Source organism: Neoaquamicrobium microcysteis, assembly GCF_008180155.1.
In the GTDB taxonomy this organism is placed as follows: domain Bacteria; phylum Pseudomonadota; class Alphaproteobacteria; order Rhizobiales; family Rhizobiaceae; genus Aerobium; species Aerobium microcysteis.
Genome location: NZ_VSZS01000066.1, coordinates 317140 through 336573 on the forward strand (window position 1 = coordinate 317140; position 19434 = coordinate 336573).

Consider the following 19434-nt stretch of genomic DNA (forward strand, 5'->3'; position numbering starts at 1 on the left):
ATATGACTTTTGTAAACGGGGTTGTGGCATGAGGATCAACCCCGGGTTGCCTGCTCCCGCGGCAGGCGCGCCGCAATCTGCTGGTGGACGATGCGCGCGGTGGGCGACAGGTCGCGTCCGGAAGGGCGAAGAAGCGAGTAGGGCGCGACGACCATGTCGTCGGCCACCGGCAGCTTTACGATCCGCCCGTCGAGCCCTTCCTCGCTGCCGAAGAAGGTCGCGGCAGACCGTGCGATCGGTGCGATGGCGTTCGACTGAGCGATCAGGGCGAGCGTCATCAGCGTGGAGGACGTGCTGATGACGCGGGCGGGCAGCGATACCCGCCGGCTCATCAGGTAGGATTCCACCGTCTGGCGCATCAGCCCGCCCAGCGGCTGGAGCACCCAGTCGAACTCGACGCATTCCTCGATGCTGGGGCTCTTGCGGCGGGTGAGGGGATGTCCCGCACGAACGATCAGCGCAACCGGTTCCGGGCCGATCGGCTCGGGGACAAAAGCGCTCGCGTCGATCGTGCCGGGGATGCGGCCGATATAGAAGTCGAGCTCGTCGGCCAGCATCAGCGGCGCGAGCTTGTCGCTGGTATCGACCACGACGTTGACATTGATATGCGGGTGGGTGAGCCGTGTCTGCCGCAGCACCGGAAGTACGTGTTCGAGGGCTGCGCCTGTCACCGCGCCGATGGAAACGAAGCCGCGCCTGCCAGCGTCGAGTTCTTCGACCTCGCGGGATGCGGCGTCCAGATCGCCCAGCATGCGCCGCGCAAGCGTCGCCAGATGGCTACCCGCCTCGGTAAAGACGATGCCGCGGGCATGCCGTCGGTAAAGCTCAGCTCCCGCAATGCGCTCGACCTCGGCCAGCAGACGGGACGCCGCCGGCTGCGATATGGCGAGGTGGGCGGCGGCGGCGCTGATTTGTCCGGTGACGTCGAGGGCTGACAGAAGCCGCAGGTGGCTGAGCTTGAGCCCGCGCCGGATGAAGCGGTCGCGTGCCGTTTCCTTCAATCCCGCCATTCTGAAGGTTCCTCCTTCGTTCGTATACCATTATTGATATGTCGTTCGGCCGAATGTCAATTTGACTGTCATATCGCAGCGGGCCTACCCCTAAGGAATGCCGGCGGAGGAGATGTCGGTCTTCAGGGAGGATTTTCATGCGAATGCTCAAGCTTGCTATGGGCGCGGCTGCGCTTGGCGCCATGCTGCTCACTTCGTCCGCCTTTGCGCAGGATAAGGGTACCGTCGGCATCGCCATGCCGACCAAATCGTCGGCGCGCTGGATTTCAGACGGCAACTCGATGGTCGAGCAGTTCGAGGCGGCCGGCTACGGCACCGATCTGCAGTATGCGGAAGACGATATCCCCAACCAGCTCGCCCAGATCGAGAACATGATCACCAAGGGCGTCAACGTGCTGGTGATCGCCGCCATCGACGGGACGACGCTGTCGAACGCGCTCGCCAATGCGGCAGCCGCCGACATCAAGGTCATCGCCTACGACCGCCTCATCCGCGACAGCGAGAACGTCGACTACTATGCCACCTTCGACAACTTCAAGGTTGGCGTGCAGCAGGCCGAGACGCTGGTGGACGGGCTCAAGGAACGCTTCGGCGACGTGAAGCCGTGGAACGTGGAACTGTTCGGCGGCTCGCCCGACGACAACAACGCCTTCTTCTTCTACGACGGCGCGATGTCGGTGCTGCAGCCGATGATCGACGCAGGCGACATCGTCATCAAGTCGGGCCAGACCGGCATGGACAAGGTCGGCACGCTTCGCTGGGACGGCTCCGTGGCGCAGGCGCGCATGGATAACCTCCTGTCCGCCAACTACACCGATGATCAGGTGCACGGCGTACTGTCGCCCTATGACGGCCTGTCGATAGGCATCATCTCGTCGCTCAAGGGCGTAGGCTACGGTTCCGGCGATCTGGAAATGCCGATCGTGAGCGGCCAGGATGCCGAAGTTCCGTCGGTCAAGGCGATCCTGCGCGGAGACCAGTACTCCACCATCTTCAAGGACACCCGCGAACTGGCCCGCGTCACGGTCGGCATGGTGGACGCCGTGCTGGGCGGCGGCGAGCCGGAGATCAACGACACCGAAACCTACGACAACGGCGTCAAGGTCATCCCGTCCTACCTGCTCGAGCCGGTCAAGGTGACCGAGGCGAACTGGAAGGAAGTGCTGGTCGACAGCGGCTACTACAAGGCGGAAGAGATCGAATAGCTCCTCCCGAGCGGGCCGGCATCGCCAATGGTGCCGGCCTCTTTCGAAACTCGCCTCACAGCGAACAGGCCCGGGATATTTCCGTGGACACGATTCTGGAGATGCGCGGCATCACCAAGGCTTTTCCCGGCGTGAAGGCGCTGGACAATGTGAGCCTTGCGGTGCGGCGCGGCGAAATTCACGCGCTCGTCGGCGAGAACGGCGCCGGCAAGTCGACGTTGATGAAGGTGCTCTCAGGGGTCTATCCGGCAGGCCAGTACGAGGGCGACATCATCTTCGAAGGCGAGACGAAAGCCTTCTACGGGATCGAGGATTCCGAGCGCGACGGCATCATCATCATCCATCAGGAGCTGGCGCTGGTTCCGCTGCTTTCGATCGCCGAGAACATCTTCCTCGGCAATGAGCGGGCCAGGGGTGGCGTCATCGACTGGGAGGAAACCAGCCGGCGCACCGCCGAGTTGCTCGCCCGCGTCGGCCTGAAGGAGCGCCCCGAAACCAAGGTCGCACATCTGGGCATCGGCAAACAGCAACTGGTCGAGATCGCCAAGGCGCTCAGCAAGGAAGTGCGGTTGCTTATTCTCGACGAGCCGACGTCCTCGCTCAACGAAAGCGACAGCGACGTGCTGCTCGACCTGCTCAAGGAATTTCGTGCCGCCGGCATCTCGTCGATCCTGATTTCGCACAAGCTCAATGAAATCGCGAAGGTGGCCGACACGATCACGGTTCTGCGCGACGGAACGTCGGTCTCGACGATGGACTGCTCGGGCGGTGTTCAGGAGGACGATGTCATCCGAGACATGGTCGGCAGGCCGCTTGCCGACCGCTATCCGCCACGCAAGCCCAAGGTCGGGGATACGATCTTCGAGGTTCGCAACTGGACCGTTCGTCATCCGATCGACACCCACCGCAACGTCGTCGATCGCGCCAGCCTGACGCTGCGCGAGGGCGAGGTGCTGGGTATTGCCGGTCTCATGGGAGCTGGGCGCACGGAACTGGCGATGAGCCTGTTCGGGCGTTCCTATGGAACATGGGTCGATGGAGAAGCCATCCTGCGCGGCCAGAAGGTCGATCTCTCGACCGTTCCGCGCGCCATCGATGCCGGGCTGGCCTATGCGACGGAGGACCGCAAGTCCTACGGGCTGGTGCTCGACCAGTCGATCCGCCGAAACGTGCCTCTCGCCAATCTGGAGGCGATAGCCGATCGCGGAGTGGTGGACCGGCGGCGCGAGAGCGAGGTGGCGGAAGATTACCGCCAGCGCATCCGCATCCGCTCGTCATCCATCGAGCAGCCCACGGTCAATCTGTCGGGCGGCAACCAGCAGAAGGTCGTTCTGTCCAAGTGGCTTTTCGCAGGGCCGGACATTCTCATCCTCGACGAGCCCACGCGCGGCATCGATGTGGGCGCGAAGTTCGAGATCTACACGATCATCCGCGACCTCGCGGCAGCGGGAAAATCGCTGATCGTCATTTCGTCCGAGCTTCCGGAGCTGCTGGGGATCACCGACCGGCTCTACGTCATGAACCGTGGCCGCATCGTCGGCGAACTGCCAACGGCGGATGCAACGCAGGAGAAGATCATGTCGATGATTATCAGGTCCGACAGGAAGGCCGAAGGTGCGACCCATGGCTGACGCGGCCGCCGAAATCGACAGGGCGGGAGGGGGCCAGTCGGTCGTGACCTTCCTGCGCAACAATCTGCGCGAATATGGAATCCTGATCGCTCTGGTGGCCATCATGGCGTTCTTCCAGTTTGCGACGGGGGGCATCCTGCTGCGGCCGGTGAACCTCACAAACCTGATCCTCCAGAACAGCTACATCGTCATCATGGCGGTCGGCATGCTGCTGGTCATCGTTTCCGGCCATATCGACCTGTCGGTCGGCTCCGTGATGGGGTTCGTGGGCGCGGTGGCGGCCGTGATGATCGTGCAGTGGCAGATGAACTTCGTGCTTGCCGCCATCCTCTGCCTAGCGGTCGGGGCGGTCATCGGCGCGGCGCAGGGGTACTGGATCGCCTATCACAAGATACCGTCGTTCATCGTCACGCTGGCCGGCATGCTGGTCTTCAAGGGGCTGAGCCTGTGGCTTCTGGCCGGCCAGTCGGTCGGGCCGTTTCCGCCGACGTTCCAGCTCATAGCGTCGGGGTTCGTCCCGGATTTCCTAGGCTCGGGCAAGCCGAACATGCTGTCCCTCGTCGCTGGGGTGGCACTCGCTTGCCTCATCCTCTTTCTTGCAATCCGCACGCGTCGGCGGGAGCAGGCCAAGGGAACCGTTGAAGAGCCGTTCGCGTTCTTCGCCGTCAAGCACGGCGCTATCTTCATCGCACTGGTCTACATGAGCTGGCTGATGGCGTCGTTCCGCGGCCTGCCGAACGTGTTCATCGTGATGGCGCTGCTCATCGCGATCTACTCCTTCGTCGCCAACCGGATGACGATCGGCCGCCGCATCTATGCCATTGGCGGCAATGAAAAGGCGGCAAAGCTCTCGGGCATCCGCACCGAGCGTCTCGTATTCCTCACCTTCGCCAATATGGGCATGCTGGCTGCGCTGGCCGGCCTCATCTTCGCGGCGCGATTGAACACCGCCACCCCCAAGGCCGGGCTGGGCTTCGAGCTCGACGTCATCGCAGCCGTCTTCATCGGCGGTGCGTCGATGGCCGGCGGGGTCGGCACCATCGTGGGCGCAGTCATCGGCGCCTTCATCATGGGCGTGATGAACAACGGCATGTCGATCCTGGGCATCGGCATCGACTACCAGCAGGTCATCAAAGGGCTGGTGCTGCTCGCCGCGGTCATCTTCGACGTCTACAACAAAAACAAGGTATGACGATGCTTCTTTCGCAAATCCGCAATCAGGACGGTTCGATTACCGTTGTCGCCCGTGAAGGCAAGGAAGCCTATGCCGTGCGCGGCGCAACCAGCGTCTACGACCTCGCGCTCGACTGCATCCGCTCGGGCCGCAACGACCTGGCCGCGCATGTGACGGCGCTCGGCCTCGGGCCGGCGCTCGATCTGGACGGCGCCTATGACGAGGGGCGGCTGCTGCCGCCTATCACGCATCCGGACCCTGCCCATCTGCACCTTACCGGCACAGGCCTGACCCATCTGGGTTCGGCGGCGACGCGCGACGCGATGCACCAGAAGGCCGCCGCGCAGGAGGAGGAAAAGCTGACCGATTCCATGCGCATGTTCCGCATGGGGCTCGATGGTGGCAAGCCTGCCAACGGTGCGCCGGGTGTCCAGCCCGAGTGGTTCTACAAGGGTAACGGCTACAGCGTGGCCGCGCCAGGTGGCGTGCTGAAATCGCCGGTCTTCGCAGATGATGCCGGCGAAGAGCCCGAAATAGCCGGGGTCTACGTCATCGGCGATGACGGAACACCCTTCCGTCTTGGCTTTGCATTGTCCAACGAGTTCTCCGACCACGTGATGGAACGGCAGAACTATCTTTACCTGGCCCATTCAAAGCTGCGCCCGGCCTCCTTCGGGCCGGAACTACGCATCGGTGCGCTGCCCGACGATATCAGGGGCACGTCGCGTATCCGGCGCGATGGCGAAACCATCTTCGAAAAGCCGTTCCTTTCGGGCGAAGCGAACATGTCTCATTCCATCGCCAATCTCGAACATCACCATTTCAAGTATGAGGTGTTCCGGCAGGCGGGCGACGTGCATGTGCACATGTTCGGCACGGCCACGCTTTCCTTTGCCGACGGCGTAAGCACGCGTCCGGGCGACGAATTCGAGATCGAAGCTGCCGCCTTCGGCCTCCCGCTGCGCAACCGGCTGGCGGTAGACGGTGGCGCGCGAGATCGTCGGGTGCAGATCCACGCCCTCTGAGAAAGACCATAGCATGTCGTTCCGCAAGGCCGAGTGGCCAAGAAAGCTTCGTTCCCACGAGTGGTACGGAGGGTCATCACGCGACCACATCTATCACCGCTCCTGGATGAAAAATCAGGGCCTGCCGGCCGACCTGTTCGACGGGCGGCCAGTGATCGGCATCTGCAACACGTGGTCGGAGTTGACGCCGTGCAATGCGCATCTGCGCGACCTCGCCCAGCGCGTGAAGCACGGCATCTACGAGGCGGGCGGCCTGCCGGTGGAGTTTCCGGTTTTCTCGACCGGCGAAAGCTCGCTGCGGCCAACGGCGATGATGTATCGCAACCTCGCCGCCATGGAGGTGGAGGAAGCGCTGCGCGCCAATCCGCTCGACGGCGTGGTGCTGCTGGTCGGCTGCGACAAGACCACGCCGGCGCTGCTGATGGGGGCGGCCAGCGTCGATATCCCGGCCATCGCGGTTTCGGGCGGCCCTATGCTGAACGGCTGGTTCCGCGGCCGGCGGGTGGGGTCCGGCACGGCGCTGTGGCAGATGTCGGAGGAGATCAAGGCCGGCACGATGACGGGGGAGGAGTTCCTCGATGCCGAGCAGGCCATGTCGCGCAGTCCCGGCTCGTGCAACACGATGGGTACGGCGTCGACAATGGCGTCGATGGCCGAGGCGCTGGGCATGGCGCTTTCGGGCAACGCGGCAATCCCGGCTGTCGATTCGCGCCGACGCGTGATGGCGCACCTGACGGGGCGGCGGATCGTGCAGATGGTGAAGGACGACCTCAAGCCATCCGACATCCTCACGCGGGAGGCGTTCGAGAACGCGATCCGCGTCAACGGCGCCATCGGCGGTTCCACCAACGCCGTGATCCATCTGCTGGCGATTGCGGGCCGCGCCGGCGTCGATCTGACGCTCGACGACTGGGACAGGCTGGGGCGCGACGTGCCGACCATCGTCAACCTGATGCCGTCGGGCAAATATCTGATGGAGGAGTTCTTCTACGCGGGTGGTTTGCCGGTGGTCATCAAGCGGCTGGGCGAAGCAGGCATGTTGCATCGCGATGCGCTGACCGCGTCCGGCGAAAGCCAGTGGGATGAGGTCAAGGATGCGGTCAACTGGAACGAAGAGGTCATACTGCCGGTTGAAAAGGCGCTGACGCGACAGGGCGGCGTTGCCGTGCTCAAGGGAAACCTGGCACCCAAGGGTGCGGTGCTGAAGCCTTCTGCGGCCAGCCCGCATCTGCTGAAACATCGCGGCCGCGCCGTCGTGTTCGAAGACATCGACGACTACAAGCGCAAGATCAACGACGATGCGCTCGACATCGACGAGACCTGCATCATGGTGATGAAGAACTGCGGTCCGCGCGGCTATCCCGGCATGGCCGAGGTCGGCAATATGGGCCTGCCGCCAAAAGTGCTGAAGAAGGGCATCAACGACATGATCCGCATTTCGGATGCACGCATGTCGGGCACCGCCTACGGCACGGTGCTGCTTCACGTGTCGCCGGAGGCGGCTGTCGGCGGGCCGTTGGCGATCGTACGCGACGGCGACATGATCGAACTGGACGTCGAGGCGCGCCGGCTGCATCTCGACGTGCCCGATGACGAGATCATGCAAAGGCTTGCGGCCTGGAAGCCGCCCGTCGCCGTGCCTGCAAGCGGCTATGCGAGGCTCTTCGCCACCCATGTCGAGGGAGCCGATACCGGCGCGGATTTCGACTTCCTCAAAGGTTCTCGTGGAAAGGCAGTTCCTCGTGACAGTCACTGAGCCGGTCGCCATCGCCATTGTCGGTGTCGGCAAGATCGCGCGAGACCAGCATCTGCCGTCCATCGCGTCCAACGCCCGTTTCCGGCTGGCTGCGACCGCGAGCCGGCACGGCGGCGTCGATGGCGTGGAGAATTTCGAGACCATAGATACGCTGCTTTCCGCGCGAAGCGACGTCCAGGCTGTCGCGCTTTGTCAGCCCCCGCAGGTGCGGTTCGAGGCGGCGGCCAAGGCCATTCGTGCCGGGCGCCACGTGCTGCTGGAGAAGCCGCCGGGCGCGACGATTGCCGAAGTCGAGACGCTGGTTGCGATGGCTCGATCGCAGGGCGTTTCGCTGTTTGCCACTTGGCATTCGCGCTTTGCAACTGGGGTGGAGCCTACGCGCGAGTGGCTGAAGGGCAAGACCGTCCGCCGCGTTGCCGTCACGTGGAAGGAGGATGTGCGCCGCTGGCATCCAGGACAGGCATGGATATGGGAGCCCGGTGGGCTTGGCGTTTTCGATCCGGGCATCAACGCGTTGTCCATCGTCACAGCCATCCTGCCACCCGTGCACGTCACACGCGCCACGCTGGAATTTCCCGAAGGCCGCGATGCGCCGATTGCCGCTCAACTGACGTTCGCAGGCGAGAGTGGGTTCTCGGCGACCGCCGATTTCGACTGGCGACAGACCGGCCCGCAAACGTGGGATATCGAGGTCGAGACCGACGAGGGCAGACTTGTCCTGTCGAAGGGCGGGGCGGAAATGTTGGTGGACGGCAAGGCCGTGCTGGCCGACTCCGACCAGGAATATGCCGGCATATATCGCCGCTTTGCGGAACTGATCGAGGCGGGCGAAAGCGACATCGATCTTTCGCCGCTCGTCCATGTGGCCGATGCCTTCATGCTGGGACGACGCAGCGTGGTGGAGCCTTTCGAGGACTGAGCTGGCACTCACCTCGCCATTTCGGTTGAACTTTTGTCATCCTGCTGTCATACGGATCGGCAATATACAGCCTGATATCCGGATTGGCAGATATATGGACAAGAGATCGTCACTCGCAGCGCTCGCCGCACTGGGCCAGGAAACCCGGCTCGACATATTCAGGTTGCTGGTGCGCGCTGGCGCGGAAGGTGTGCCCGCCGGCGAGGTCGCAACAAGACTTGGCGCAGTTCAGAACACTGTCTCGTCGCATCTCAAAGTGCTGTCGCAAGCGGGGCTCATAAGGCCGGAGCGCGACGGCAGGGTCGTGCGCTACGTCGCTGACATGACCGGTTTCCGAGATCTGCTCGCCTACCTGATGGAAGATTGCTGCAACGGCGCGCCGGAGCTTTGCCGCCCGGTGATCGACGCCGTGACCTGCCGCTGCTGAGCACGCAGCCGCGATATCAGAGGCTATGGAGAAGATGTCGATGAGCGACCGCACCTATAATGCCCTGTTCCTTTGCACGGGAAATTCCGCCCGATCGATACTTGCCGAAGCGATCCTGAACCGGATGGGACAGGGACGTTTCCGGGCCTATTCGGCCGGGTCGCAGCCGAAGGGTGAAGTGCATCCCTTTGCGCTTGACCTCCTGAAAAGCCTCAACCACGACACGTCATTCGCGCGCTCCAAGAGCTGGGAAGAGTTCGCCGCTGAGAACGCGCCGGTTATGGATTTCGTGTTCACCGTTTGCGACAGCGCAGCCAACGAAGCCTGCCCCGTGTGGCCCGGCCAACCGATGACCGCGCACTGGGGCGTACCCGACCCTGCGGCGGCGCAAGGCACAGATGCCGAGAAGCATTTGGCCTTCGCCGAAGCCTACCGGATGCTCAACAACCGGATTTCGATCTTCACCGCATTGCCCATCGCGTCACTGGACCGGCTGACGCTGCAGTCCCGCCTGCGCGACATAGGCCGCGACATGCCGAAGGCGGGCTGAGCATGCAGGTTGATCGGCCGCGCCGGCTCGTCGCCGAGGCTCTCGGTACCTGTATCTTGGTTGCCACCGTTGTCGGCTCGGGCATCATGGCCGACCGTCTCACCGACGACATGGCCTTGGCTCTGCTGGGCAATACGCTCCCGACGGGCGCAATACTCGTCGTGCTCATCACCATCCTCGGGCCGTTGTCGGGTGCGCATTTCAACCCCGCTGTCACGCTGGCGTTTGTGCTCAGGCGCGAGATCGAGGCGGGTGACGCGGTTTCCTATACGGTCGTACAAGTCGCCGGCGGCATCTGCGGCGCCCTGTTGGCGCACGCCATGTTCGAACTGCCGATCTTGCAGGCTTCCACGACAGTACGGACCGGGGCGGCCCAGTGGTTGGCTGAGGCGGTCGCCGCATTCGGGCTGGTCTTCACCATTCTTGCGGGGCTGCGGTTCCGGGGCGATGCCATCCCGTGGCTGGTGGGACTCTACATTACCGCCGCCTACTGGTTCACCGCTTCGACCTCGTTTGCAAACCCTGCAGTAGCCATCGCACGCGCCTTCACCGACACATTTGCCGGTATCCGCCCGACCGACCTTCCGGGCTTCATCGCCGCTGAACTGATCGGCGCGATCGTAGCGGTAGCGCTGGCGGGGTGGTTGCTTGCAGAGCCCAGAAACACACTCGAGACGAGACCTGCCGAATGACCATCACCATCTACCACAATCCCGACTGCGGAACGTCGCGCAACACGCTCGCCATGATCCGCCAATCCGGTGAAGAGCCTCAGGTTATCGAGTACCTGAAGAACCCGCCATCCCGGCAGCGACTGGTTGCGTTGATCGAGGCGATGGGAATTTCGCCTTGCGCTTTGTTGCGCGAGAAGGGCACGCCCTATGCGGAACTGGGGTTAGGAGACGGCAAATGGAGCGATGACGAGATCGTCGATCTCATGCTGGCGCATCCGATCCTCATCAATCGCCCGATTGTCGAGACCCCGCTTGGCACCAAGCTTTGCCGTCCGTCCGAAGCGGTGCTCGATATTCTGCCCAACCCGGAAATCGGCCCGTTCACCAAGGACGACGGCGAAGTGGTGATCGACGCGGACGGACGGCGGGTTCGTTAAATTCGACAATCGTCGAAATAATGTTGACTCGTCCGCCGGCGCCTAATATCCATATTTCCAACAAAGTGGAATAAAAACTAGGCAGCGACGGGAACTGGAAGACCATGACCGACAGAACCTCCACTTTCGACGCATTGCCCAACATCGACGGTACCCAGTTCCGTTCGGTCGATGAGGGCGCTCTCTTCGATGCTCCCCGTGCGTCACACCCCCCGCGCATCCTGATGCTCTACGGCTCACTGCGCGAACGGTCCTATTCGCGCCTGGCGACAGAGGAAGCGGCGAGGATATTGCGCCGGCTCGGCGCCGAGGTCCGCATTTTCAACCCCGCCGGCCTGCCGCTGCCGGACTCGACTTCTGCCGATGATCCCAAGGTCAAGGAACTGCGGGAACTTTCAATGTGGTCGGAGGGGCAGGTCTGGTGCTCGCCGGAGCGCCACGGTTCGATGACCGGGATCATGAAGGCGCAGATCGATTGGCTGCCGCTGTCGCTTGGCGGCGTGCGACCGACGCAAGGACGAACGCTGGCCGTGATGCAGGTCTCTGGTGGCTCGCAAAGCTTCAACGCCGTCAACCAGCTGCGCGTGCTTGGCCGCTGGATGCGGATGTTCACCATTCCCAACCAGTCATCCGTTGCGAAAGCTTTCAACGAATTCGATGCCGAGGGGCGGATGAGGCCGTCGTCCTATTACAACCGCATAGTCGATGTGATGGAGGAACTGATGAAGTTCACGCTTCTCCTTCGCGATCGGGCCGACTACTTGACCGACCGCTATTCCGAGCGTGTGGAAAGTGCCGAACAGGTTTCGCGGCGGGTCAACCAGAAATCACAGTGAGTTTTGGGCGCATTCCCAATTTCGATGATTATCGAATTTGATTGACCGCATTTCTCGGGCCCAATACCATTTTGGAATGAAACTCGAACAGGCAGCGCTGCAGCTTGAAGCGCTCGGCAATCCGACGCGGCTCAACATCTATCGCATTCTGGTGCGGGCGGGCGCGGCGGGATTGCCGGTCGGCAGCATTCAGGAAAGGCTTGGCGTTCCTGCATCCACGCTGTCGCACCATTGCAAGCGGCTCATCGAGACGGGGCTGGTCAGTCAGCAGCGACGGGCGACGACGCTCATCTGCCGGGCCGAATATCCCACCATGCAGGCCCTGATCGGCTACCTTGCCGATGAGTGCTGCACGGAGGCGAGGGCGGCTCCCGACTAGATATGGCGCTTCACCGACACAGGGTCGCGCGAGGTGCCGTGTAGATGGCGTTATAGAGTGCCCTTCCAGGCCAGAAGGTCGAATATCACTCCGACGTCTTCCGTCTTTTCCAGCGACCATACGAGGTCGAAGACGGCTTGTGACCGGGCTTCGTCGATAAGGCCTTCCGCGCAGTCGCGGAACTTGTCTTCGAGTTCGCGATCTGACAGCGGGTTGTGGGGGCTGCCACGGTAGTTCTCGTCGGCCCACCGTTCGATGAGGCGACCGTCAGTCGTCGTGACCTCGATGCGCGAGCGGATGCGGTCCCAGCCCATGTCCTCGATAGATTGGTCGAACTCTGTCTCGATGCGCGCCTGCATCTCTTGGGACGCGGTGGAAGAGACAAACTCGTCGGTAAACTCCGCCTTGCCGGCACGCCCCGCTAGGATGATTGCGGTTAGCAGGAAGGCGAAGGAGAACTTGCCTTCAAGCTCCGTGCGCGCGATCCGGAAGCGAATGGGGCCGAGCACGTTGCTGCCGGCCTTGAGCTTGACCGCCTTGATGTCCCCCGGCTTCAGTCCGTTCTCGCGCATCAGGAACAGCATCGCGTCCATGCTTGGATGAGTGAGCACGCCGGACGGGTAGGGCTTGATGGAGACGCCTGGGCTTTCCATCGTATGCGGCCTGCCGAACCTGTCGCGGACAAGCGCGGGTTCTCCGCCCGGTCCGGCGATGGCGAGGTAACCCCAGCGGCCGTCCAGCGCTTCCGCATTGGCGGAAAAGCCGTGGCGAACGAGGAGTGCTGCCGTGATGCCGTTTTCGGCTGCGCGGCCGACATGCATCGGCTTCGTCATCGTGCCGAAGCCCGCCCGAATGCCGGATGCCATCGAGGCCGCCACGCCAAGCGTGCGGGCAACGCCTTCCTCGTCCATGCCCAGCATCTTTGCCGCCGCGGCGGCGGCGGCGAACGTCCCTATCGTCCCGGAAGTGTGGAAGCCGCGCATGTAGTGCTCGGGGTTGATGGCCTCCGCAACCTTGCAGCCAACCTCGAAACCGGCGGTGAAGGCGGTGAGAAATTGCCTGCCGTCGACCGCCCTGCCAGTCTCGCCTGATACAAGGTTGGATAGGGTGAGCGCCGCGACCAAAGGGGGCATGGTAGGATGCATCAGAAGGCCATAGGGGCGTCCCGGACCTTCGGCCAGCTGCGTGTCGTCCCAATCCATTGCGTGGCCGGCGGTTGCGCTCCAAAGTGCCGCGAGATGGGCCGGTACTTTTTGGTCTGCCACGCCGATCAGCCTTGCCTGCGGCGTCCCGCCCAGACTGTCGATGTAGCTTGCCAGCGGTGCCATGCCGGGCTGCTCGGAGCCCGCAAGCGCCACCGCCAGCCCGTCAAGAACGCAGCGTTTTGCAATACGCAGCGTCTCATCGTTCAGGTCCTCGAAGCGCAGTCCTGCGACGAAGGCGGATGCAGACCTTGTGAGGCCTGCGAGATGGGCGAACGGGTCTTCAGGCTTTCGTGCGGTCTCGGTCAAGGTTTCCTCCCTCGTTGATTTTGAGGCCGACCGCAGCGACCTCAGGTCGCGGTGGCTTCACGCATGGCCTTGATGAGCGCGGAGTTCTGCTCGAAACCGATGCCCGGTGCGTCTGGCAGGCCTACCCGGCCGTTTTCGACCCTGATACCGTCGGCGAAACCGCAGAACGGCTTGAAGACCTCCGGGTAGGATTCGTTGCCGCCGAGCTTGAGGCCGGCCGCGATGTTCAGCGAAAGCTGATGGCCTCCATGCGGCACGCAGTTGCGGCTCGAGAAGCCTTCCTTGCCGATGGCCTCCAGCGTGCGCAGATACTCGACGAGGCCGTAGGAAAGCGCGCAATCGAATTGGAGCCAGTCGCGGTCAGGCCGCATGCCGCCGTAGCGCGCGAGGTTGCGGGCGTCCTGATGCGAGAACAGGTTTTCGCCTGTCGCCATCGGGCCAGGATAGACTTTCGAGAGTTCCGCCTGGATGTGATAGTCGAGCGGGTCGCCCGCCTCCTCGTACCAGAACAGGTTGTACTGCTTCATCGCCTCGGCATAGGCCAGTGCGGTGTCGAGGTCGAAGCGGCCATTGGCGTCGACGGCGAGATATTTGCCGTCGCCTACGACCTCCAGCACGGCCTCGATCCGCCTGATGTCCTCAGCGAGCGGCGCGCCGCCGATCTTCATCTTGACGACCTCGTAGCCTATCGCGCGATAGCGGCGCATCTCGTCCTGAAGTTGGCTGTCATCCTTGCCGGGGTAGTAGTATCCGCCAGCGGCATAGACGAAGACGGAATCGTCATGCGTCCCGTCGCCATAGGTGTCGGCGAGATATTTGTAGAGCGGGACGCCGGCGATCTTCGCCACTGCATCCCACACCGCCATGTCGACCACGCCGACGGCAACCGAGCGCTCCCCGTGGCCACCGGGCTTCTCGTTGACCATCATGGCGGCCCAGATCTTGTGCGGGTCGAGATTGGCCCCGTCATCGCGTACGAGGCTCTCCGGCTTCGCCTCGCGCAGCCTTGGCAGGAAGCGTTCGTTGAGCAGGCCGCTGGCAGCATAGCGCCCGTTGGAGTTGAACCCGTAGCCGATGACGGGCTTGCCATCCCTGACCTGATCGGTGACCACCGCGACGACGCTGGCCGTCATCTTCGAGAAGTCGATGAAGGCATTCCGGATGGGTGACGAGATGGACACCACCGCCTCGCGTATGTCGACGATCTTCATGTTTTCGGGCCTTTCGAGCTGGCGGCAAAGCGGACGAGTAGCGGCGGCGCAATGACGTTGGTGAGGAAGGAGCGGGTGAACTGGAAGCCCGCCACGACCGCCGACGCAGCGCCGAGCGCCTTTGCGGATGCAATCATCTCGCCGAGACCTCCGGGCGCGACGCCAAGCGCCAGCGAGGTCGGGCTTTCATTTACGAACAGGGCCAGCAGCGGGGTGAAGCCGAAAACCATGATGGCGATGAGTCCGCCGCTGCAGATCACGGCCGCCAGCGCGGCGCGCGGCACGCGCTGGAAGTCTTCCTTCTTCAGTCGCGCGCCCAGCGAGAACCCAATCAGGATTTGCGCGACGACGAGCACCCACCACGGCATGAGGGCTATCGATACGTTGAAAGAAGCAAGGGCTATGCCAACGGCCATCGGCATGATGACCCACGGATTGAGGACGCCAAGCTTTGAGGTGACGATGGAAAGGACAAGCCCGCCTATGAGGCAGGCAGCGAGCGCAACATGGCTGGCAGCCGGATTGACGACCGCTTCCACGATGCTGCGATCGATCCCGAAGAAGAAGGGTACGAGGACGACGATCATCACCACGCGCAGCGTGTGCACCACCATCACGACATCGGCCTGCGCGCCGGTTTCCCGCGCCAGCGAGGCCATCTCGGACATGCCGGCCGGCAGGGTCGAGAGAAGGGCGGTCTTGTTGTCGACCCGAGCGATCCTGGCAAGGGGGAAGGCAAGCAGCACGCCGAGCGCGTTGGCCACGAACGCAGCCACAACCATCGCGGGCAGATAGGAGATGAGCTGGCCCAGAATGTCGGGGGTAAGCACCGCGGCCGTCGCCGCCCCGATCAGCAACTGGCCGAGACGGCGCATATATTTGGTCTTGCCGCCCAGCCCGACCGCGTTCGCATAGATTGCACTGCCTGCCATCGCGCCGAGAATCCACGCCAGCGGTATTCCCGTCAGCGACGCCAGCCACCCGGTGATGGCGGAAACGAGGATGCCCCCGGCGAGCTGGAGGTTCGTGCCGAACGTCATGAAAGGTAGGTGCCGCCGTTCACATGCAATGTCTCGCCAGTGATGTAGCGGCCCGCACGGCCGGCGAGATAAGCAACGGCCTCCGCGACATCCTCGGGCGTGCCGCGCCGACCGACCAGCGTCTTGCGCGTATCGTGATGCTTGGGGGCGGCGCCCTCGTTGGAGATGCGCACCGTCTCGATCAACCCCGGCGCCACGCAGTTCACGGTGATGCCCTTCGGAGACAATTCGTGCGCCATCGCCTTGGTCAGGCCGACCACGCCCGCTTTTGCGGTGATGACGTGGGCGCGGTTGGCCGCGCCGGTATGGCCGGTAAGACCGCCGAGGTTGACGATGGCTGCCTGATCGCTCTTTTCGAGATGCGGCAATGCTGCCTGGCTGACGAGAAAAACCGCGTCCAGCGCGACGCCCATCACCTGCCGCCACTCCTCGAAGCTTATGTCTGCGAACGAGGCTTCCGGACGAATGGCGGCATTGTTGACGACGATGTCGAGCCTGCCGAATACCGCAGCCGCTTCATCGACGACGCGCCTCGCTGTTTCCGGGGCGGAAAGGTCTCCTGAAAGCAGACTGGCCCGGCCGCCGGCGGCCTCTACTGCGGCGACCGTTTCCGCGCCCGCTTTCATGTCGCGCGCAACGTGGACCACCACGTCCGCCCCCCGCGATGCGAGCGCCACGGCGATGGCGCGACCGATATTGCGCGATGCGCCGGTTACAAGGGCTGTACGCCCGGCAAGGTCTCTGTCCGTCATCTGGCAAGCTCCGCGATGAGTTCGTGCCCGTCTTTCATGGAGCCGATCCTGTTGCATGCCGCCAGCAGGGCGTCCGCGCCGTAGTGGCCGCCGAAGGCGACGTTGGCGCGGAATTTCGCGTCTATCTCTTCGCGCGTCAGAGGTTCTTCCGAGCCGCCCCGCATGTGGCCCTGGTCTGCCTCCCGCACGCTGCCGTCCTCATATTCGATCCGGACGTGTCCGGTATAGGCGGCGGGGTAGGGGTTGTCGGGGTCGATCTCGAAATCGACAAGCGCGCACAGTCGCAGCAGCTCCGGATCTGCGATCGCCTCGTCGGTGAAGTCGCCCAGATCGGCATGGCCGCGAGCCAGGCCGAGGGCGACGCCGAAAGGCGTCGAGAACTTCGCCGCATATGCCGTGGGTGGGCGGCGCTTCAGCTCGATCGGCTCCCACAGGCGATGGACGATGCCTTCCGCCGTCTTGCAAACGATACGCCGGATACCCTCGAGGCGGACGCCGCTGGCGCGCAGCTTCAGCGCCGCGTCGATGTAAGGCTGGACCATCGTGCCGCACGGGTAGGGCTTGAAGGTGATGGTATCCATCACGAAGGTTTTGCCCAGCTCGTCGAACAGCTTGTCGGTCTTCGGTTCGATCGAGGGGGCGAAGGTCTTGAACGCGCCGTGAACGCCTTCGAAGACCATACGCGGGCCGACGAAGCCCGCTTCCGCCATGGCGAAGGAACGCAGCGCGGACTGTGCCGACCAGCCCGGATGCATGCGCTTCGTCCAGCTGCCGTCGCCGAGATATTCGATGATGCCGGATGCGGTCGATCCCGCAATGCCGAGCGCCCGCACGATCGTTTTCCGATCGGCGCCGCGAGCAACCGCAATGCCGAACGTGGCGGAGAAGGTGCCGAGCACGGCGGTGGGGTGGAATCCTGCCTTGTGAACGGCCTTCGGCAGGGTGAGGGCCAGCCGGCACAGAAGCTCGGTACCCGCTGCGATGCCCAGCATGACTCTATCGTTGGTCAGTTGATACTTCTGGGCGGCCGCAAGCAGGGCCGGCACGATCACGACGCCGGAGTGCACCGGCCCGCCCTCGAACGTGTCGTCGAAGTCCTCACCATGGGCCGCCGTGCCGTTGATGAGCGCTGCGCTCGACGCCGATACGCGCTCGCCATGGCCGATGACGATGTGATCGCCGGGCTCGGACGCTGCCTTGGCGGCGGCGACATAGTCGGTGTGGCGCGCGGCAACGCACAGCCCGACGATATCGACCAGGATATCTCGGCTCTTGGCACGCGTCGCATCGGAAAGCCCTTCCGGTGTCAGCGACACGCCCCATTCGGCGAGCCTTTCGGAGACGGACTGGGTGGGGGTCTCATGCTTCATGAAATCAGCTTTCAGTGATTGTCTCAGGCTTGCGCACGAAGGTGTCGTATAGCCGCTTGGCGATCGAGCCACCGATGAAAAGGAACGCCAGCACCAGCAGGCTCAGCGAGATGCGGTCGTCTACGAAGATCATGTAGTCATCGCCCGACAGCACCAGCGAACGGCGGAAGTTGCTCTCGACCAGGTAGCCGAGCACCAGTCCCAGCACCGTCGGCAGGAAGGGGAAGCGCAGCATGCGCATGAAGAAGCCCAGCACGCCTGCCGCCATCATCAGCCCGACATCGAAGGTCTCGTTGTGGATCGAGTAGATGCCGGACAGGATGAGCGCCAAGATGAAGGCGTTGAGGTAGGGGCGCGGACGGTTGACCAGCCAGATGCACACCGGAAGCATCAGAATACCCATGATGACCATGCCGATCGTTGCCGTGAACAGGCCGGCGTAAAGCCCGTGCACGACCTCGCCCGAGCGCTGGAAAAGCATCGGGCCCGGCACGATGCCGTGGATGAGGAAGCCGCCTAAGAGGATCGCGGTCGAGTTGGAACCCGGGATGCCGAACGAAAGGAGTGGCACGAGGGCGGTTCCGGCGACCGTGTTGTTGGCGGTCTCGGGCGCGGCGATGCCTTCGGGGGAGCCCTTGCCGAACTCTTCGGGGTGACGAGACCAACGCCGCGCCTCGTTGTAGGACATGAAGGAGGCGATGGTGCCACCGGCGCCGGGCATGACGCCTTCGAACGTGCCGATGCCGTTGCCAATCATCTGAGAGGGTATGAGCCGCTTGGCGAGCTTGAAGTCGGGAAACTGGATGCGTGGACGGGAGCGGACGCGCTCGTCGCTGCCGCGCTTCGAGGCCTGCATGAGCAGTTCGCTCATCGCGAAAAGGCCGACCATTATCATCACCGGCTCGATGCCGCCGAGCAACTCCGAGGAACCGAAGGTGAAGCGTGTGCCGCCTGTCACGGGGTCGCTGCCGACGGTGGCGATCATCAGGCCCAATATCGCGGCGATGAAGCCCTTGACGAGGTTCTCGCCGGAAAGCGTTGCGATGACCGAGAGGCCGAGAATGCCGAGTGCGAAATAGGCCATCGGCGTGAAATTGAGAGCGACGAGGGCGAGCGGGCCGGACAGGGCGATCAGCATGATGAGGCCAAACATGCTGCCGATGAAGCCGGAGTAGAGCGAGATGCCAAGCGCGAGACCAGCCTTGCCCTGCTTGTTCATCTCATAACCGTCGATCACCGTGGCGGCCGCAGCATTGGTGCCCGGTGTGCGGATGAGAATGGCCGGAACGGAGCCGCCATACTCCGCACCCACATAGGTGGAAGCCAGCAGCACGATCGCAGCCGTCGGGTCCATCGTGTAGGTGAAGGGCAAAAGCAGCGCCATGGTGATGGATGGCGAAATGCCGGGCAGCGCACCGCCCATGATGCCCCAGGTAACGCCGGCGAGTGCAGCGAGCAGGATGTGCCAGTCCAGAAGGAATGAGGCGGCGTGCAGGATCGTTTCCATGTTCAGTCGTCCCTTTTCGC

Annotated in this window: 19 protein-coding genes; 12 read left to right on the forward strand and 7 right to left on the reverse strand. The window is 63.4% G+C overall.

The window, feature by feature from the left end; all coding sequences use genetic code 11:
• Positions 1 to 35: 35 nt before the first annotated feature.
• Positions 36 to 1010: a LysR family transcriptional regulator gene (locus FY036_RS18610; protein ID WP_148916254.1), complete on the reverse strand. Its 975-nt coding sequence runs from the start codon at positions 1008 to 1010 to the stop codon at positions 36 to 38.
• Between the two features lie 143 nt (positions 1011 to 1153).
• Here FY036_RS18610 and chvE point away from each other — a divergent pair, with 143 nt between their 5' ends.
• The 12 genes from chvE (at position 1154) to FY036_RS18670 (ending at position 12023) form a co-directional block, all read left to right on the forward strand.
• Complete coding sequence (gene chvE, locus FY036_RS18615; protein WP_407941193.1) at positions 1154 to 2215, forward strand: multiple monosaccharide ABC transporter substrate-binding protein; 1062 nt, start codon at positions 1154 to 1156, stop codon at positions 2213 to 2215.
• A 101-nt stretch (positions 2216 to 2316) separates the two neighbouring features.
• A complete protein-coding gene (gene mmsA, locus FY036_RS18620) occupies positions 2317 to 3846 on the forward strand; it encodes a multiple monosaccharide ABC transporter ATP-binding protein (protein WP_201744807.1) in 1530 nt (509 codons plus the stop codon).
• A complete protein-coding gene (gene mmsB, locus FY036_RS18625; RefSeq protein ID WP_148916257.1) occupies positions 3839 to 5038 on the forward strand; it encodes a multiple monosaccharide ABC transporter permease in 1200 nt (399 codons plus the stop codon). Before mmsA ends, mmsB begins: the two co-directional genes overlap by 8 nt.
• 2 nt (positions 5039 to 5040) lie before the next feature.
• Positions 5041 to 6045, forward strand: a complete 1005-nt coding sequence (gene araD1 / locus FY036_RS18630; RefSeq protein WP_148916306.1) for an AraD1 family protein — start codon at positions 5041 to 5043, stop codon at positions 6043 to 6045.
• A 13-nt stretch (positions 6046 to 6058) separates the two neighbouring features.
• A complete protein-coding gene (araD, locus tag FY036_RS18635; protein ID WP_148916258.1) occupies positions 6059 to 7801 on the forward strand; it encodes an L-arabinonate dehydratase in 1743 nt (580 codons plus the stop codon).
• Positions 7788 to 8720: a Gfo/Idh/MocA family protein gene (locus FY036_RS18640; RefSeq protein WP_235897712.1), complete on the forward strand. Its 933-nt coding sequence runs from the start codon at positions 7788 to 7790 to the stop codon at positions 8718 to 8720. Before araD ends, FY036_RS18640 begins: the two co-directional genes overlap by 14 nt.
• Positions 8721 to 8814: 94 nt before the next feature.
• Positions 8815 to 9147: an ArsR/SmtB family transcription factor gene (locus tag FY036_RS18645; protein ID WP_148916260.1), complete on the forward strand. Its 333-nt coding sequence runs from the start codon at positions 8815 to 8817 to the stop codon at positions 9145 to 9147.
• A gap of 40 nt (positions 9148 to 9187) precedes the next feature.
• The gene (locus FY036_RS18650; RefSeq protein ID WP_148916261.1) at positions 9188 to 9697 is read left to right on the forward strand and encodes an arsenate reductase ArsC; all 510 of its coding nucleotides are present in this window, start codon (positions 9188 to 9190) and stop codon (positions 9695 to 9697) included.
• A gap of 2 nt (positions 9698 to 9699) precedes the next feature.
• Positions 9700 to 10389, forward strand: a complete 690-nt coding sequence (locus FY036_RS18655; protein WP_148916262.1) for an aquaporin — start codon at positions 9700 to 9702, stop codon at positions 10387 to 10389.
• Positions 10386 to 10808: an arsenate reductase (glutaredoxin) gene (arsC, locus tag FY036_RS18660; protein ID WP_148916263.1), complete on the forward strand. Its 423-nt coding sequence runs from the start codon at positions 10386 to 10388 to the stop codon at positions 10806 to 10808. The genes FY036_RS18655 and arsC overlap by 4 nt, the downstream gene beginning before the upstream one ends.
• A gap of 104 nt (positions 10809 to 10912) precedes the next feature.
• Positions 10913 to 11644, forward strand: coding sequence for an arsenical resistance protein ArsH (gene arsH / locus FY036_RS18665; protein ID WP_148916264.1), 732 nt, complete (start codon positions 10913 to 10915; stop codon positions 11642 to 11644).
• Between the two features lie 76 nt (positions 11645 to 11720).
• Positions 11721 to 12023: an ArsR/SmtB family transcription factor gene (locus FY036_RS18670; RefSeq protein WP_148916265.1), complete on the forward strand. Its 303-nt coding sequence runs from the start codon at positions 11721 to 11723 to the stop codon at positions 12021 to 12023.
• A 50-nt stretch (positions 12024 to 12073) separates the two neighbouring features.
• Here FY036_RS18670 and FY036_RS18675 read toward each other — a convergent pair whose 3' ends face one another.
• The 6 genes from FY036_RS18675 to FY036_RS18700 are packed head-to-tail and all read right to left on the reverse strand — an operon-like array spanning position 12074 to position 19414.
• Positions 12074 to 13534 (reverse strand): MmgE/PrpD family protein, encoded by a 1461-nt coding sequence (locus FY036_RS18675; RefSeq protein WP_148916266.1) that lies wholly within the window; start codon positions 13532 to 13534, stop codon positions 12074 to 12076.
• Positions 13535 to 13575: 41 nt separating this feature from the next.
• The gene (locus FY036_RS18680; RefSeq protein ID WP_148916267.1) at positions 13576 to 14745 is read right to left on the reverse strand and encodes a mandelate racemase/muconate lactonizing enzyme family protein; all 1170 of its coding nucleotides are present in this window, start codon (positions 14743 to 14745) and stop codon (positions 13576 to 13578) included.
• On the reverse strand, positions 14742 to 15785 hold the full coding sequence (locus FY036_RS18685) for an AbrB family transcriptional regulator (protein ID WP_148916268.1): 1044 nt from the start codon (positions 15783 to 15785) through the stop codon (positions 14742 to 14744). The genes FY036_RS18680 and FY036_RS18685 overlap by 4 nt, the downstream gene beginning before the upstream one ends.
• The gene (locus FY036_RS18690; RefSeq protein ID WP_148916269.1) at positions 15782 to 16537 is read right to left on the reverse strand and encodes an SDR family oxidoreductase; all 756 of its coding nucleotides are present in this window, start codon (positions 16535 to 16537) and stop codon (positions 15782 to 15784) included. Before FY036_RS18690 ends, FY036_RS18685 begins: the two co-directional genes overlap by 4 nt.
• A complete protein-coding gene (locus tag FY036_RS18695; protein ID WP_148916270.1) occupies positions 16534 to 17907 on the reverse strand; it encodes an MmgE/PrpD family protein in 1374 nt (457 codons plus the stop codon). The genes FY036_RS18690 and FY036_RS18695 overlap by 4 nt, the downstream gene beginning before the upstream one ends.
• 4 nt (positions 17908 to 17911) lie before the next feature.
• On the reverse strand, positions 17912 to 19414 hold the full coding sequence (locus tag FY036_RS18700) for a tripartite tricarboxylate transporter permease (protein WP_148916271.1): 1503 nt from the start codon (positions 19412 to 19414) through the stop codon (positions 17912 to 17914).
• Between the last annotated feature and the right edge of the window lie 20 nt (positions 19415 to 19434).